Raw genomic sequence first — 15466 nt, 5'->3', positions numbered from 1 at the left:
GGCCCGAGGGGTCAAACCAGGTCGCCGTCGCAGCGCCCACCATGCCGGGGGTTTCGCACCTGGTGTCCCGGGAACGATCCGTAGGTACCCCTCGGAAAGGAGATGCAACGAGATGTCAGCGATGACTCTTCAGGGCAAGCGGATCGCCTTCCTGGCCGCCGACGGGGTGGAGGAGGTCGAGTACGTACAGCCCCGCGAGGCGGTGGAGAAGGCAGGCGCGACCGTCGAGCTGGTCTCCCTCAAATCTGGCTCGATCCAGTCGTTCAACCACCTCGACCATTCGAAGCCGTACGACGTGGACGTCACCGTGGCCGACGCGGACGCCGGTGGCTACGACGCGCTGGTGCTGCCGGGTGGGGTGGCGAATCCGGACTTCCTGCGTACGGACCCGGACGCGGTCCGCTTCGTGCGGGCGTTCTTCGACGCCGGCAAGCCGGTCGGGGTGATCTGCCACGGGCCGTGGACGTTGATCGAGGCGGACGTGGTACGCGGACGGCGGATCACCTCCTGGCCGAGCCTGCGGACCGACCTGACGAATGCCGGGGCGACCTGGGTCGACGAGCCGTGCGTCACCGACCGCGGTCTGGTCAGCAGCCGCAAACCGGACGACCTGCCGGCGTTCTGCGCCAGGATCGTCGAACAGTTCGCCGAAGGTCGCCACTGACGCGTCCGCTCGTCCGGACACCGTTGATCATAGGGTTGGCGGCGATACGATCTTCAGCCCATCCGCCAACCTCATGATCGGCTGGGGAACTCTCCTGGCCCGGGGCATGTTCCTCGTACGCCGGGAAAGAAGTGCGGGTGACCAGCGAAGCCCCAGCCTCACCCGTGCTGAACCGCCGACAGATCCGCCTGCTCATGATCGGCCTGATGACCGGCATGCTGCTCGCGGCGCTCGACCAGACCATCGTCGGTACGGCCCTGCCGACCATCGTCGGCGAGCTGGGCGGAATCAACCACTACTCGTGGGTGGTGACCGCGTACCTGCTCGCCTCGACCGCGTCGACCCCGCTGTACGGCAAGATCTCCGACCTCTACGGTCGCCGTCCGGTCTTCCTCTTCGCGATCGGCGCGTTCCTGGTCGGTTCGCTGCTGGCCGGGCTGTCACAGAACATGACCCAGCTGATCCTCACCCGGGGTATCCAGGGACTGGGCGCCGGCGGCCTGATCACGCTCGCGTTCACCATCATCTCGGACGTGCTCTCGCCGCGGGAACGTGGTCGCTACCAGGGTCTCTTCGGCGCGGTCTTCGGTATCGCCTCGGTGGCCGGCCCGCTGGTCGGCGGGTACTTCGCGGAGACGAACTGGCGGTGGATCTTCTACATCAACGTGCCGCTGGCCCTCGTGGCCATCGTGGTCTGCTACCACGTGATGCGGATGATCCCGTTCGAACACCGGGAGCGCACCGTCGACTGGCTGGGCGCGGCGCTGCTGGTGGCCGGGGTGAGCTCCATCCTGCTGGCGCTGAGCTGGGGTGGCAACGAGTACGCCTGGGGCTCCGGCGTGATCATCGGGCTCATCGTGGCCGGGGCGGTGCTCAGCGCGCTCTTCGTGCTCCAGGAGCGCCGGGTCGCCGAGCCGATCCTGCCGCTGCACCTGTTCCGCCTGCGTACCTTCGCGCTGGCCAACACCGCCATCTTCGTCATCGGCCTGGTGATGTTCGGGTCGATCATCTTCATCCCGCTCTACCTCCAGATCGTCAAGGGCGCCTCGCCGACCCAGAGCGGTCTGCTGATGCTGCCGATGATGGTCGGCATCATCGGCACCTCGATCCTCACGGGCCGGGCCATGACCCGGATCGGGCGGTACAAGTGGTTCCCGGTCGCCGGCTCGGTGGTGCTGGTCGTCGGCATGCTGCTCTTCACCCAGCTGCACGTCGCGACCACGCTCTGGCTGGCCTTCTTCTACATGGTCGTGATCGGCGTCGGGCTGGGGCTCTGCATGCAGTCGCTGATCCTCGCCGTGCAGAACGCCGTCTCCGTCCGGGACCTGGGCGCCGGTACCTCCTCGGCGACCTTCTTCCGGTCGCTCGGCGGTTCGTTCGGGGTTGCCATCCTCGGCACCGTGCTCTCGTCGGGGCTCGCCACCGGGCTGGCCAGCCGGTTGCCCGGCGCGCTCGCCCAGTTGCCCCCCGACCAGCGGGCCGCCGCGGAGGCGGCCGGCGGGACGAGCATCTCGATCAACGACCCGGCGACCATCATGGCGCTGCCCGGCCCCGTGCGTAACGCGATCCAGGACGCGTTCGTGGCGGCGCTGCACCCGGTCTTCCTGACCGCCGGGCTGATCGCGATCGTGGCCGTGCTGGTCACCGTCTTCATGCCGAACGCGCAGCTGCGCGGCGCCGGCCCGCAGGGCGCCACCGGCGGTGTCGACCCGCTCGGCGGCAAGGCGCCGGCGGCCGGCGGCAAACCACTGTCGAAGGAGTCGAAGGAGCAGGCCGCCGCGCAGATGGAGGCCAATTCCCAGACGATGATCTGACCCTCGGCCCGGGCCTGGACCGCGGGCGTGAAGCCGGGCATCGATCCGGGCCCGTGGGCGGGAACCGATCCCGGCCCGTGGCCGGGCGCCGATCCGGGCCCCGACGGGGCGCGGCGGTCACTTGAGGATCAGGCGGTTGGTCTGTTCGAAGACGTCCAGATCGGCGAGGGTCTCCAGGACCGAGGGGGAGAGCGGCGACGGGAACTGCTCCCGGTGGAAGAAGCTGGCGTCGGTGGTCTCGTCGGTCACCTTGGACAGCGTGCCGTCCCACTCCTCGACCCGGAACGCGGTCGTGAAGATCTGGTACGTGTGGCCGTACATGTTGGTGTGCGTCCGGTCGGGGCCGGTGTAGAGGGCGAAGGCGCACACCCGAAGTGCCCGCAGCCCGGTCTCCTCGCGCACCTCGCGTACCGCGCAGTCGGCGATCGACTCACCCAGTTCCATCGCGCCGGCCGGCATCGCCCACTGGCCGTTGTCCGACCGCCGGATCAGCAGAACCCGACCGGCGTTGTCCCGCACCACGGCTCGGGCCCCGACGAACATCAGCGTCCGGTCCCCGGCCAGGGCGCGCAGCTGACCCACGTACGAATCGGCCCAGGAGATGCTCACCCGGACAATCTACGAGTCACGGCCGGGGGTAGGCGGGTTTCCGGGGTTCCCAAGGTGTGACCGGCGACACTAATTTGTCACCCATGCGGAGCACGATGATGGACGCCCCCCTTCAGGTCTCCCGGATCCTCGACCACGGCGCCACCGTGCACGGCACGGCCGAGTCGGTCACGTGGACCGGCGCCGAGCCCCACCGGATGACGTACGCCGAGGTCGGCCGGGACGCCGCCCGCCTCGCCCACGGATTGCGCGCCGAGTGCGGCGTGACCGGCGACGAGCGGGTCGCCACCTTCATGTGGAACAACAACGAGCACCTGATCGCGTACTTCGCGGTGCCGAGCATGGGCGCCGTGCTGCACACGCTGAACATCCGCCTCTTCCCGGACCAGGTCGCCTACATCGCGAACCACGCCGAGGACCGGGTGGTGCTGGTCGACACCACACTGATTCCGCTCCTGGCGCGGTCGATCGGGGCGATGACCACGGTGCGGCACGTGGTCGTGGTCGGTGGCGGCGATCCGGCACCCCTCGTCGAGGCGGCCGGCGACCGGATCGTCGTGCACCGGTGGGACGACCTGCTGGCCGGCCGCCCCGACACGTACGACTGGCCGGAGGTGGACGAGCGGGACGCGGCCGCGCTCTGCTACACGTCCGGCACCACCGGCAACCCGAAGGGCGTGGCGTACTCGCACCGCTCGATCTACCTGCACTCGCTCCAGGTCTGCATGCCGGAGGGGTTCGGCCTCAGCCCGACCGACCGGGAATTGGCCATCGTGCCCATGTTCCACGCGATGTCCTGGGGGCTGCCGTTCGCGGCGTTCCTCTCCGGCGCCTCGTTGCTCATGCCGGACCGCTTCCTCCAGGCCGCGCCGATCGCCGAGATGATCGCCGCCGAGCGGCCCACCCTGGCGGGCGCGGTGCCGACGATCTGGGCCGATCTGCTGAACCACCTGGACACCCACGAGGTGGACGTCTCCTCCTTGAAGGAGGTGATCGTCGGCGGTTCGGCCTGCCCGCCGGCGCTGATGCGCGCCTTCGCCGAGCGGTACGGCATCCAGGTGGTGCACGCCTGGGGCATGACGGAGATGTCGCCGCTGGGTTCGGTCTCCCGGCCGCCCGCCGGGGCGACCGGAGAGGAGGCCTGGCGCTACCGCTACACGCAGGGGCGGATCCCGGCCGGCGTGCAGGCGCGGATCGTCGGGCCGGACGGGAGGCCGATGCCCGCCGACGGCACGTCCGTGGGCGAGCTGGAGGTCCGCGGGCCGTGGGTCACCGCGCGGTACGTCGGCGAGGACGCCCCGGACGAGGAGAAGTTCCGCGGTGGCTGGCTGCGTACCGGCGACGTGGGGATGCTCTCGCCGGACGGCTTCATCACGCTCACCGACCGGGCTAAGGACGTCATCAAGTCGGGTGGGGAGTGGATCTCCTCGGTCGAGTTGGAGAACGCCCTGATGGCGCACCCGGCCGTGCTCGAGGCGTGCGTGGTCGGGGTGCCGGACGAGCGCTGGGACGAACGTCCGCTGGCGACGGTGGTGATCCGGGAGGGCGCTTCGGTCGACGCCGAGGAGCTGCGGGACTTCCTCTCCGCTTCGGTGGCCCGCTGGCAGTTGCCGGAGCGGTGGGCCTTCATCGACGCGGTGCCGAAGACGAGCGTCGGCAAGTTCGACAAGAAGGTCGTCCGTTCGCGGTACGCGGACGGTGAACTCACCGTACGAGAGTTGAGTCCCCAGTAACGTTTCTGCACGGGCCGACGCCTGTCAGAGGGAGTGGACTCTCGCAGACCTGCCTCCCCAGGGGCGGCCCCGGCGTTCGCACCGCGCCGGGGCCGCCCGTTCCACGCGGGGCGACCCGCAATGCCATTATTGCGAAAGTTGTTCGCCTCCGTCCCGATGACGGAGAAATCCGTTCAGCGCAGGTCGTCACTGCTCACTGGTGCTGATCAGCACCTTTCCGACCACCGAGTTCTCCACCGCCTGATGGGCCGCAGCGGCTGCGGACAGCGAATGGTGGTGCAGCGGCAGCCCGGCCTCCGGGCCCACCCGTACCGCCCCCTGGACGACCGCCGCGCAGACGTCGCGGATCGCGTGCGCCTTCGCCGCCTTCGGCTCGGTGTAGACCAGCACGAACTGCCAGCGTGCGTTGGGCGTCATCGAAGGACGGATCGGAACGGTGACCTCGTCGCCGCCCTCGTTGGCGTAGACGCAGATCGCACCGCCGTTGCGCAGCACCTGCGCGTCAGTGGCCGCGTTCGTCGCGGGAGCGACCTCGACGATCGTGTGTACCCCGTCGGGCGCGATCTTGCGGACCTCCTCGACCACGTTCTGCTCGCGGTAGTTGATCACGTGGCTGGCGCCGGCCGCCGCCGCGAGCTGCGCCTTCTCCGCGCTGCTCACCGTGGCGATGACGCACGCGTCGGCCCAGCGGGCCAGCTGGATCGCGGCGTTGCCCACCGCGCCCGCCCCACCCTGCACTAACACCGTGTGGTCGCTGAGCGCGCCGGCGTGCAGCTTCTGGGGCATGTACTCGCCGACGGTCAGGCACCGGTGCGCGGTGAGGAACGGAATGCCGAGGGACGCGCCCAGATCGAACGAGGCGGAACCCAGGCTCACCGCCTGCCGGACCGGAACCACCGTGTACTCGGCGGCGGTGCCCCACGGCCGCTGCCAGGCGGCCTCCCAGATCCAGACCCGCTCGCCGATCAGCTGCTGGTCCACACCCTCGCCGACCGCCTCGACCACCCCGGCGCCGTCCTGCCCGGGGATCTGCCACTCACCCGGTATCGGCCCGTGCCGCCGGGCCTTCCAGTCGGTCGGGTTCACGCCGGAGACGGCAACCCGCACCAGGACCTCACCCGGGCCGGGCTCCGGCACCGGCCGATCGACCAGCTGAAGCACCGACGGGTCGCCGGTGTGCTCGTAAACGATCGCCTTCATCGCCGTCTCCTCCTGACCTGCCCTGTTCCGTAACCCCTGGCCCACCCGCCGCCCCCTGCACCGACCGTAGGCGGTCGGCACTGCCGGGGCGGCGGTTCAAGAGAGCCGCTCCACCACCTCTGGCGTCAGTTCGTCGACCGAGCCGAGCGTCACGGCGGCGAGCTCGGCGGCGTCCTCGTCCAGCGGGTACGACCCGTGCGGGATCGCCACCACCCGCATACCGGCGGCGGCCGCCGAACGCACCCCGTTCGACGAGTCCTCCACGGCGGCGCAGCGCCTGGGATCGAACCCCAGCCGCTCCGCCACGGCGAGGTAGACGTCCGGCGCCGGCTTGCCCCGGGCGGTCTCCTCGGTGGAGAGCGTCGTGCGGAACGAGCCGGTCAGCCCGGTCGCCGCGAGCGTCGCGGCGATCAGCCGGGTCGGTGAGGAACTCGCCAACCCCAGCGGCCAGCGCGCGGCCACCCGGCGTACCACCTCGTCGGCGTCGTCGATCAGCGGTACGCGCTCCGCGTACCGCCGGGTCATCTCGTCGATCACCTCGGTGGCCACCTGCTCGGCCGTACGGGACACACCCAGCTCGTCGCTCAGGTAGCGGGCCCACTCGCCGGTGCTCATCCCCATCAGCCGGCGCTGACTGTCCGGCTGCCAGGTGCCGCCGTGTGTCGCCACGTACGCCCGCCGAACCTCCTCCCAGACCGGCTCCGAGTCCACGATCACGCCGTCCAGGTCGAAGATCACTGCGTCCACCACGCCCCCATCCTGCCCGATCGTCGTTGATCGGCAAGCCAGGTGTGCCGAGCGTCCCCGACCGCGCGTGGTCTTGCACGGCCGGGCGACCACGAAGGCCGGACGCCTGCCGGGAGCCCGCACCTTCGACGACCTGACGCCTCGGCGAGCCCGCCCCTCCGACGGCCCGACCCTGGGCACCGGCACCGGCACCGGCACCGGGCCGGGCGAGCGATCAGCCCGCCAGCGCCGGCAGGCCGATCGGATTTTCCGGCGGCAGGACCGAATGACAGGCGCCGGCGATCGGGTGCAGCAGCTCGCACAACCGCTCGACACGGTCCGCGCCGAGGACGCGCCAGGGCCGGGCGGCCGCGGCGTCGGTCGCGTCCTCGACCGCCCGGAACGCGGCGTGGCCCCGCTCGGTGGGCTGCCCCTCCGGCGTGAGCCAACCCCGCTCGGTCAGCCGCTCGCGGGCGGCCTGCCACTGTTCCTCGGTCCAGCCTCGTCCGAGCAGGTTCTGCGCGGGCATGTCGACCGCGACCCGCCAGGCCAGCGTCTCCACCGGATCGAGGTCGGCGGCGACGAGCGCGGCTATGTGCCCGTCGCCCCGGTGTTCCCGCAGGGTGGTGGCGGCCTGCCAGAGCCGGGCCAGCGGGTACTCGCCGGCCGGCAGGGCGGCGTTGGCGGCGCCGAGCACCCGGCCACCGGGCTCCACCTCGCCGGCCGCCTCCTCGAGCAGGTCAGCGGCCTCGACCAGATGCGTCTCGGGCAGCTCGTACGTAAACTCCGCCAGCGCCTGCACCGCACCGGTGAGCCGGGCCCGCAATGCCTCCTGCGGGGTGGCCAGCCGCCATACGGCGGGCAGCGCCCGGCTCACCATCGGTGGGGCGAACGTGTAGAACGCGGCGATCACCGGGGCGGCGGCGGTCGCGCCGAGCGGAGCGGCCCGGCCGGCGAAGTAGCCCCGCCAGTACCCGCGAAGCCCGGCCGCTTCGTACGCGGCTCGTGATCGCGGATGGAAGTAGGTGACCGCGTGTACCGGTTCGTAGTGCCGCCACATGAGCCGAGCGGTCGGCCCGGGGCCGTCCAGCGCCGTCACGGGTACCTCCACGTCGCGTCCGGGTCACCCCGGGCGTGAGTGCCCAGGGTGATCCGGAACCTACTGGACGTGAGGAAGGGGCTGGAAGACCTCTGTGGGGAACTGCACCGCCACTAGCTGACGGATCGGGACGAACCGGAATGCCGCCCGGCTACTGCGCGGCCAGGACGTCGACCACGAAGCGCAGCGGACCGGAGACGCCGTTGGCGGCGTCGTCGCCGTACGCCAGCTCGGAGGGGATGTCGAGCTGCACCCGGCTGCCCACGTTGACCCCGACGAGGCCCTGGTCCCAGCCGGGGATGACCTGGCCGACGCCGATCGGGAAGCTCGCGGGCTCGCCCCGGCTCCAGGAGGAGTCGAACTCCTTGCCGTCCTTGTACAGCACGCCCACGTAGTTCGTGGTGATCGTCTGGCCGGCCTTGACCGCCGGCCCGGTGCCCTTGATCAGCGGGGTGACGGTGAGCTTCTTCAGCTCGCCCTTGCCGGCGGTGACCTTCGGCGCGGTGCCCAGGGCCGGGTCAGCGCCCTCGGGCAGCTGCGGGGCGCCGGGGGTGGCGGGGGCCTGCTCGCCTTCGGCGGCCGCGGACGGGGTGGCCCCGGCCTGCGGGGCGGACTTGTCGTCGCCTCCGGGGTTGACGAGCACGAAGACGGTGACCAGCACCGCGACCACGGCCAGGGCGGCAAGCCCGCCGAGCCACGCCTGCCGGCGGCGCTTCGCCTCAGCCGCCTTCTGCGCGGCCAGCTGAGCAGCCAGCCGCCGCTCCGTTTTCGACCGGTTCTGGGTCCGCTCGCTCACTCGTCGACTCCCTGGGAAGAGGTGGGTGGCCGGCACCGGTGCCGGGGGGACAGCCGACGCACACGGTACCCGCCCCAACGCCATCCGTGCCCACCCCGGAGTCGACAGATCGGCCCGCGGGCAGCGCTCAGGCGGTCTTGCGGGTGGTCTTCTTGGCCGCGGCCTTCTTGGGCGCGGCCTTCTTCTCGGCCCCGGCGGCCTTCTTCGGCGCCGCCTTCTTGGCCGCCGCCTTCTTCGGGGCGGCCTTCTTCTCGGCGGTCTTCTTCGCCGGTGCCTTGGCGGCCTTCTTCTCCGCCGCCTTCTTCTGCGCCGAGCGGGCCGCCGAGATCGGAGTCGGCTCCGCAGCCCGCCCGCCACCCGCCGGTTCACCACGCGCCGAACGGGCCCGCTCCACGGAGGCCTTCAACGCGGCCATCAGGTCCACCGCGGCGGCGGGAGCCTCCTCGACCTCCTCCGGCTGGACCACCTCCCGGCCCTCCACCTTGGCGTCGATGACCTCCTGCAACGCCGCGCGGTAGTCGTCGGTGAACACGTCCGGCTCGAAGTCGCCGGTCATCGAGTCGATCAGCGAGCTGGCCATCGCCAGCTCCGGGGGGCGGACCTTGAGATCCTCGTCGAGGAAACCGAAATCGGGCCGGCGCACCTCGTCCGGCCAGAGCATGGTGTTGAGCAGCAGCACACCCTCACGTACGCGCAGGGTGGCGAGCTGTTCCCGCTGGCGCAGCGCCACCTTGACGATGGCCACCCGCTCCGAGTCGAGCAGCGCGTCACGCAGCAGCACGTACGGCTTGGTAGCCGAACCGTCCGGCTCGAGGAAGTACGCCTTGTTGTAGAGGATCGGGTCGACCTGGTCGGCCGGTACGAACTCCAGCACGTCGATCGCACGGGACGTGCTCAGCGGCAGGTCGGCGAAGTCCTCGTCGGTGAGGATCACCATCTCGCCGCCGCCGATGTCGTACCCCTTGGCGATGTCGTCGTAGGTGACCTCTTCACCGTCGATCGAGCAGGTGCGCTTGTACTTGATCCGTCCGCCGTCCTCCCGGTGCACCTGGTGGAAGCGGATGTCCTTCTCCTCGGTGGCGGAGTAGAGCTTGACCGCGATCGAGACCAGCCCGAACGAGACCGCTCCTTTCCAGATGGCCCGCATGTCGGCTCCTCTCCCCGGTAAAGCTCAGGATCGCAAAGGATCGAAGCGGGCGCGAGGACTTCCGCCGCGAACTACAGTCAGAAGGTGCCCGGCGCGCCTCTGAAGCCGATGCTCGCGATGACCGGGCAGCTCCCGGCGGGTGCCGGCTGGGCGTACGAGTTCAAATGGGACGGCGTCCGAGCACTCGCCGACATCTCCGGCGGCCGGCAGCACCTGTACGCGCGCTCCGGCGTGGAGATCACCGTGGCGTACCCGGAGCTGGCCACGCTGCGCGAGCAGGTGGACGACGCGCTGCTCGACGGCGAGGTGGTGTTGCTCGGCGAGTCGGGGCAGCCCTCGTTCACCGCGCTCGCCGAGCGGATGCACGTACGGGACCGGAACAAGGCCGCTCGTCTGGCGGCGGTCATGCCGGTGACCTACATGATCTTCGACCTGCTCCGCCACGACGGCGAGGACCTGACGGGCTGGCCGTACGAACGCCGCCGTGCGGCCCTGGACGGCCTCGGCCTGGGCGGGGCCCGCTGGGCCGTGCCGCCGGTCTTCTCCGACGGCCCGGCCACCTATCAGGCGGCCGGCGAGCACGGTCTGGAGGGGGTGATGGCCAAACGGCTGGGTGCCGTCTACCGGGCCGGGGTGCGCTCGCCGGACTGGGTGAAGGTCAAGCTGGAGGTGACCGGGGACTTCGTCATCGGTGGATGGCGCCCGGGGGCGCGGAAGATCGGCGGACTGCTCGTCGGGGTTCCTCGCCCGGACGGACGGCTCACCTACCGTGGCCGGGTCGGCGGTGGGATCGGGGCCGGCCTGGAACGACAACTCCTCGCCGAGTTGGAGCCGCTGCGCACGCCGGACCCCCCATTCGTCGGGGACGTGCCCCGCGAGGATGCGCGCGGCGCGATCTGGGTAACACCACGGGTCGTGGTGGAGGTGAAGTACGGCCAGCGCACCCCGGACGGGCGGCTGCGCTTCCCGCGGGTGCTCCGGCTCCGACCGGACAAGCCGGCCGAGGAGGTAGACGATGCCAGCTGAGCGGCTGCGGGTGGACGTCGAGGGACGCGCGCTGGAGTTGTCCAACCTGGACAAGGTGCTCTACCCGGCCGCCGGGTTCACCAAGGGCGAGGTGATCGACTACTACACGCGGATCGCCCCCGTGCTCCTGCCGCACCTGCGGGACCGGGCGCTGACCCGCATCCGCTTCCCCAACGGCGTCGAAGGGGGTTCGTTCTTCGAGAAGAACGCCCCGGCCGCCACTCCCGGCTGGGTGCGTACGGAGACACTGCCCGCGCCCGGGTCGAGCAAGGGACGGGAGACCATCGACTACGTGGTCGCCGACGACCTGCCCACCCTGGTCTGGCTGGCCAACCTCGCCGCGCTGGAACTGCACACACCGCAGTGGAAGGTCGGCGAGCACCCGGACATGATGGTCGTCGACCTCGATCCGGGAGCGCCGGCGGCGTTGAAACAGTGCTGCCAGGTGGCGCTGTCGATGCGCGACCGCCTGGCCCAGGACGGCATTGACAGCTACCCCAAGACGTCCGGCAAGAAGGGCATGCAACTCTGCTGCCCGATCGCCGGCACGCAATCGTCGGACGACGTGTCGGCGTACGCGAAGCGGATCGCCCAGGAGTTGGAGCGGGCGCAGCCGAAGGTCGTCGTGTCGAAGATGGCGAAGAACCTGCGGCCCGGGAAGGTCTTCATCGACTGGAGCCAGAACAACGCGGCGAAGACCACTGTCGCTCCCTACTCGTTGCGGGCCCAGTCGGTCCCCTCGGTGTCGACGCCGCTGACCTGGGACGAGGTCGAGGCGGGCGCGGCCGGTAAGCGGCCGGCGGCGAAGCCGTACACGGCGGACGAGGTGCTCAGGCGGGTGGACAAGTCCGGTGACCTGCTGGCCCCACTGCTCGACGGCGGTCCCGAACTGCCCGACACCTGAGTCACCCAGCGTGACGTCGACCCAAAGTGACGCGGCGTGACCCGACGTGGCGCGGACTGGTACCGCACTTCGCCGCTTTGCTCTGCACCCTCATATGCGCCACCGTCTGGACCTGCGGATATGGGATCGCCCGGCACCAGCACCGATCCTAGGGGCGATCACTAAACGTGGCTGGTGCGTATACGGGTGCAGAGCAAAGCGTCTGGATTGGGTGGGCCGTGGGCGGCGTCGAAGTCGCGCTCGGTGATGGGATCGCGCCCGGTGAAGGGCTCGCGCTGGGCCGTGAATCCGGTTGACACCTGAACCGCTCGCGTCGCCTACTGCCACCGGGCGCGTGGTCGGCGCGGCCTTCCCAACCGGTGAGAAGGACACGTGGAACCGATGGACACCCTCAGCTGGGGTGAGCTCGACGAGGAACACCTCGCGGCGCTGACCGGGCTGGCCGAGGCCTGCCTCGCGGTCGACGGCGGCCTGCCGTTGTTCGCCCGACCTCCGCTGCTGCGGGCGCGCCTGCTCAAGTCGTACACGCTCGGCGCCTGGCACGACGGTCAGCTCGTCGCCGCGGTCGGCGTCGGAGACAGCGCGCCGCCGAGCGCCGGTCCGCAGGGACCGGCCACCGCCACCGGGCTCGTGCACCCGCGGTGGCGCGGTCGAGGACTCGGCACCCGGCTGATCAGCTGGGCCGACCAGCGGGCCGGCCACGCCGACCTGCTGCTGACCACCGAGACGTGGAGCGCCGCCGCGGAGCGGCTCTTCACGGCCCACGGCTTGCACCGGACCTTCTCCGAGTCGGTGCTGCGACACCACCTCGACGTCGTGCCCGCCGTTCCGCTGCCCGAGACGGTGGTGACCGAGCCGGTGACCGCCGAATCCGGTGCGGATCGCTTCGCCACCTACTGTGCGGCGTTCACCGACCGGCCGGGCTTCGTGGCGCCCGAGGCCGACGAGTGGCTGGGGGAGTTGCGCGAGGACGACGAATACCGGCCGGACCTGTCCCTGCTGGCCCGAGGCCCGGACGGAGAGGCCGTCGGCTTCGTCAACGTCGTCGGCGCCTGGATCGACCAGGTCGGGGTGGTACCGGCGTGGCGGAAACGGCGGGTCGGGGCGTACCTGGTGGCGAGCGTGCTGCGGTCGCTCGCCGCCGAGGGGGCCCGCGAGGCCTGGCTCTGCGTCAACGACGACAACCCGGCCGGCGAGCTGTACCGACGGCTGGGCTTCGCCGACGCCGGCCGGCGAGCCCGTTACCTGCTCCGCCGCGCCTGAGGCGAGCGTGAACGGGCGCGGGTGCGCCGCCCCAGAAGACCGCCGGCCCGGCGCCCACGCGGGGTGGACGCCGGGCCGGCGGCAGAGCAGTCGAACGTTACCGAGGCTCAGTCGCGGCCGAAGACCTTCCGGCTGGTTCCCAGCTGCAGGAAGACCGTCTCGCCGGTCGCGTCCTGGAGCGCGTCGTTGTCGGTGACCGCGTACACCTGGCCGTTGCCGGCCACGGTCAGACCCTCGAGCTTCTCCTGCGTCCACCCGTTCGTCGCGCGCAGCGCGGGCAGCACGTCGAGCGCGAGGGTCTTCGGCAGTACGCGCAGCGGGCCGGGTGCCGCCGCCGAGTCGGGCATCGGCACGGTGTAGACCCGCTTCAGGGCGGCGGCAGGGCCGTTCAGCTTGTCCCGCTCGATCACCGCGAGCCGGTCACCGACCACCGTGATCTCGGAGAGGCCGACCCAGTCTGCCGGCACGTCCGTGCTGTTCAACTGGTAACCGAACCAGCTCCAGGTGCCGGCCGCGACGTCGTACCGGCCGAGCCGGACGATGCCGGCCGGATCGGTGGAGAGCTCACGCTGCACGGCCACCCAGACGATCTCCCGGCCGCGCCGGTCGGTCGTGGCGGTGACCCCTTCCAGGCCCTGCTTGCCGAGCCCGGCGGCGACGTCCGCCGGCAGCGGGACGACCTGGCGGGTGACCCCGGCGGCGTCCAGGCGGACCAGTGCGTTCTCCGGACCGGTGGCACCCTCGACGGCGAGCCAGTAGCCGCCCTGCGGACGGGCGAAGATGCCCTCGGCGTCGTAGCCGACCGGCTTGCCGGCGGTGTCCTTGACGGGCAGCGCGCCGCTGATGACGGCCGGCGAGTGCCTCACGTCGACGGTCAGGATGCGGGTTTGCGAGTACGCCGCGTCGGTGACGCTGACGAGCTGGTTCGGCTCACCGGGGACGGCGCTCAGGGCGCCGAGGGCACCCCAGCCGATCGGCGTGCCCTGCTCGTCCGAGGCCGACACGATGCTCGGGAACGCGGGCGTGCCCTTGCCCAGCTGGTAGAGGGAGACCGAGGCCCGGACGTTGACCGAGGCGTCGTCCTCCTCGCTGGAGATGGCGAACAGCCCCCGAGACGGGATGGGCAGCAGCCCTTCCGGCCCGTTGGTGGACGGCAGCACCTGCTTGAAGACCGGCTTGGTCGGGTTGCCGAGGTCGTAGACGGCGACGAAGTTGCTCCGCTCCGAACCCACGAAGCCGTACCGCACGCCGTCGTACTCGGCGACCGCCACGCCCTCCGGCTCGGTGCCCTTCTTGCCGGCGCGGTCCTCGTTGTGCAGGCCGTACGTCGCGGCGAGCCGTTCGAACGTGTTGCCCGCGTCCCAGGCGACCTTGCCGGTGCGGCTGTCGAAGACGGTCCAGCCCCGGGTGCCGCCCTTCCAGTCGCCCTCGTTGGCCGTCGCGAGGTAGCGGTCGTCGATCCAGGCCACCGCGTCCGGCTCCCGCGGCACGTCGGTGATCGTGCCGGTCAGGTCGATGACGCCGTCCTTCTTGGTGTCGACCCCGCTGATCGTCGCGGTACCCGCACTGAACACGTTGTTGATCCGACCGCTCGGCAGGTCGATCAGTGCGACGCCGTTGTTCTCCTGCAGCGTCACCGCCAGCTCGTTGCGGCTGTTGATGGAGACGTACTCCGGCTCCGGATCGATGGGCGCGGTGAGGCCGGCCTTGACGAGGGCGGGCAGCGCCTGGCCGTCCGGACCGGTCAGCGGCACCGGCCGCACCCGCCATCCGGCCGGGTTCACGCCGGTCAGGTCGACGATCTGCACGAAACCGCCGGGGAGCTGAGGCAGGTCGCCCTCCTCGCCGCCGGGCGGGGTGGCCTCCTCGTCGCGCTCGTTCTCGATGGCGATCGCGGCGTACCGCTGGTCCTTGCTGATGGCGATGGAGTCGGGTTGGCCGCCGAGGTCGAAGCTGCGAACCCGCTTACGGGTGGCCAACTCGACCACGTCCAGTCGCCCGGACGGCTCGGTGTAGCTGCGGCTGGTGTTCACCACCACGAGCACGTACTTGCCGACCACGGCGACCGAGGTCGGCTCGTCCTCCGCGTCACCGAGCTGCGACAGGGAAAGAGTGCCGAGGCCCAGGGGCTTGTCGGCCCGGGAGATGTCGAGGAAACCGATCCGGCGTCCGAGGGCGTCGGTGTAGATCAGGGTGCGCCCGTCCTCGCTGACCGCCGAGATCTCGGCGACGGTGGGAGACGTGGGGTCCTCACCGGCGGGGCGGTTCTGGAAGACGGGGTAGGTGGCGACCCGGTCAAAGGCGAGAGGCTTGCCCGGGTGGTGGTTACCGCCGGCCGAGGCGGGGGTGGCGCCGGTCAGGCTGGCGGCGGCGACACCGGCTGCGGTCAGCGCGGTGAAGGCTCTTCTCAGGGTCAAAGGACTTCCTCCGTAAGGTCGTGCCCGGTCGGAGGCTGGCACCCTTCGGGGAGCATCAGCTTGCGTGC

13 protein-coding genes are annotated in these 15466 nt (G+C 71.0%); 6 read left to right on the top strand and 7 right to left on the bottom strand.

The features are described 5' to 3' along the window. Nucleotides 1-112 precede the first annotated feature (112 nt). Both AB0F98_RS29345 and AB0F98_RS29340 read left to right on the top strand, forming a co-directional pair. Nucleotides 113-664: a type 1 glutamine amidotransferase domain-containing protein gene (locus tag AB0F98_RS29345; RefSeq protein WP_357741996.1), complete on the top strand. Its 552-nt coding sequence runs from the start codon at nt 113-115 to the stop codon at nt 662-664. A gap of 137 nt (nt 665-801) precedes the next feature. Continuing rightward, the gene (locus AB0F98_RS29340; RefSeq protein WP_357741993.1) at nt 802-2478 is read left to right on the top strand and encodes an MDR family MFS transporter; all 1677 of its coding nucleotides are present in this window, start codon (nt 802-804) and stop codon (nt 2476-2478) included. Between the two features lie 117 nt (nt 2479-2595). On the opposite strand, the gene AB0F98_RS29335 is transcribed toward AB0F98_RS29340, so the two are convergent. Beyond that, nucleotides 2596-3087 (bottom strand): NUDIX domain-containing protein, encoded by a 492-nt coding sequence (locus AB0F98_RS29335; protein WP_357741990.1) that lies wholly within the window; start codon nt 3085-3087, stop codon nt 2596-2598. Between the two features lie 98 nt (nt 3088-3185). On the opposite strand from AB0F98_RS29335, the gene AB0F98_RS29330 reads away from it, so the two are divergent. Then, nucleotides 3186-4820 carry a fatty acid--CoA ligase gene (locus AB0F98_RS29330; RefSeq protein ID WP_357742094.1) on the top strand — a complete coding sequence of 545 codons (1635 nt, stop codon included), beginning with the start codon at nt 3186-3188 and terminating at the stop codon, nt 4818-4820. Between the two features lie 186 nt (nt 4821-5006). Here the strand turns inward: AB0F98_RS29330 and AB0F98_RS29325 are convergent, their stop codons facing one another. The 5 genes from AB0F98_RS29325 to AB0F98_RS29305 all read right to left on the bottom strand — a co-directional run bounded on the left by AB0F98_RS29325 (nt 5007) and on the right by AB0F98_RS29305 (nt 9788). Then, complete coding sequence (locus tag AB0F98_RS29325) at nt 5007-6020, bottom strand: NADPH:quinone reductase (protein ID WP_357741987.1); 1014 nt, start codon at nt 6018-6020, stop codon at nt 5007-5009. 96 nt (nt 6021-6116) lie between these two features. Next, nucleotides 6117-6770 carry an HAD family phosphatase gene (locus tag AB0F98_RS29320; protein ID WP_357741984.1) on the bottom strand — a complete coding sequence of 218 codons (654 nt, stop codon included), beginning with the start codon at nt 6768-6770 and terminating at the stop codon, nt 6117-6119. A gap of 211 nt (nt 6771-6981) precedes the next feature. Then, entirely contained in the window at nt 6982-7806 is an 825-nt protein-coding gene (locus AB0F98_RS29315) for a hypothetical protein (protein ID WP_357742091.1), read from the bottom strand. A 190-nt stretch (nt 7807-7996) separates the two neighbouring features. Beyond that, nucleotides 7997-8677: an FKBP-type peptidyl-prolyl cis-trans isomerase gene (locus tag AB0F98_RS29310; protein WP_357741981.1), complete on the bottom strand. Its 681-nt coding sequence runs from the start codon at nt 8675-8677 to the stop codon at nt 7997-7999. 91 nt (nt 8678-8768) lie between these two features. Continuing rightward, nucleotides 8769-9788: a Ku protein gene (locus AB0F98_RS29305; protein ID WP_357741978.1), complete on the bottom strand. Its 1020-nt coding sequence runs from the start codon at nt 9786-9788 to the stop codon at nt 8769-8771. An 84-nt stretch (nt 9789-9872) separates the two neighbouring features. Between AB0F98_RS29305 and ligD (AB0F98_RS29300) the strand changes: the two genes are divergently transcribed. The 3 genes from ligD (AB0F98_RS29300) (at nt 9873) to AB0F98_RS29290 (ending at nt 12981) form a co-directional block, all read left to right on the top strand. Then, nucleotides 9873-10814, top strand: coding sequence for a non-homologous end-joining DNA ligase (gene ligD, locus AB0F98_RS29300; RefSeq protein WP_357741975.1), 942 nt, complete (start codon nt 9873-9875; stop codon nt 10812-10814). Next, nucleotides 10804-11718: a non-homologous end-joining DNA ligase gene (gene ligD / locus AB0F98_RS29295; RefSeq protein WP_357741972.1), complete on the top strand. Its 915-nt coding sequence runs from the start codon at nt 10804-10806 to the stop codon at nt 11716-11718. Before ligD (AB0F98_RS29300) ends, ligD (AB0F98_RS29295) begins: the two co-directional genes overlap by 11 nt. Nucleotides 11719-12099: 381 nt before the next feature. Next, nucleotides 12100-12981: a GNAT family N-acetyltransferase gene (locus tag AB0F98_RS29290; RefSeq protein WP_357741969.1), complete on the top strand. Its 882-nt coding sequence runs from the start codon at nt 12100-12102 to the stop codon at nt 12979-12981. A 107-nt stretch (nt 12982-13088) separates the two neighbouring features. Here the strand turns inward: AB0F98_RS29290 and AB0F98_RS29285 are convergent, their stop codons facing one another. Continuing rightward, nucleotides 13089-15398: an esterase-like activity of phytase family protein gene (locus tag AB0F98_RS29285; RefSeq protein ID WP_357741966.1), complete on the bottom strand. Its 2310-nt coding sequence runs from the start codon at nt 15396-15398 to the stop codon at nt 13089-13091. Nucleotides 15399-15466 lie beyond the last annotated feature (68 nt).

The sequence above is a fragment of the Micromonospora sp. NPDC023737 genome (assembly GCF_040639715.1).
Taxonomy (GTDB): Bacteria; Actinomycetota; Actinomycetes; order Mycobacteriales; family Micromonosporaceae; genus Micromonospora.
This window is presented reverse-complemented; position numbering and strand designations above follow the sequence as displayed.

Excerpts from the sequence above, each read along its gene's own strand:
- AB0F98_RS29345 (WP_357741996.1), top strand. The coding sequence starts at position 113 with ATGTCAGCGATGACTCTTCAGGGCAAGCGGATCGCCTTCCTGGCCGCC.
- AB0F98_RS29330 (WP_357742094.1), top strand. The coding sequence starts at position 3,186 with ATGGACGCCCCCCTTCAGGTCTCCCGGATCCTCGACCACGGCGCCACC.
- AB0F98_RS29325 (WP_357741987.1), bottom strand. The coding sequence starts at position 6,020 with ATGAAGGCGATCGTTTACGAGCACACCGGCGACCCGTCGGTGCTTCAG.
- AB0F98_RS29315 (WP_357742091.1), bottom strand. The coding sequence starts at position 7,806 with ATGTGGCGGCACTACGAACCGGTACACGCGGTCACCTACTTCCATCCG.
- AB0F98_RS29305 (WP_357741978.1), bottom strand. The coding sequence starts at position 9,788 with ATGCGGGCCATCTGGAAAGGAGCGGTCTCGTTCGGGCTGGTCTCGATC.
- ligD (WP_357741972.1), top strand. The coding sequence starts at position 10,804 with ATGCCAGCTGAGCGGCTGCGGGTGGACGTCGAGGGACGCGCGCTGGAG.
- AB0F98_RS29290 (WP_357741969.1), top strand. The coding sequence starts at position 12,100 with ATGGACACCCTCAGCTGGGGTGAGCTCGACGAGGAACACCTCGCGGCG.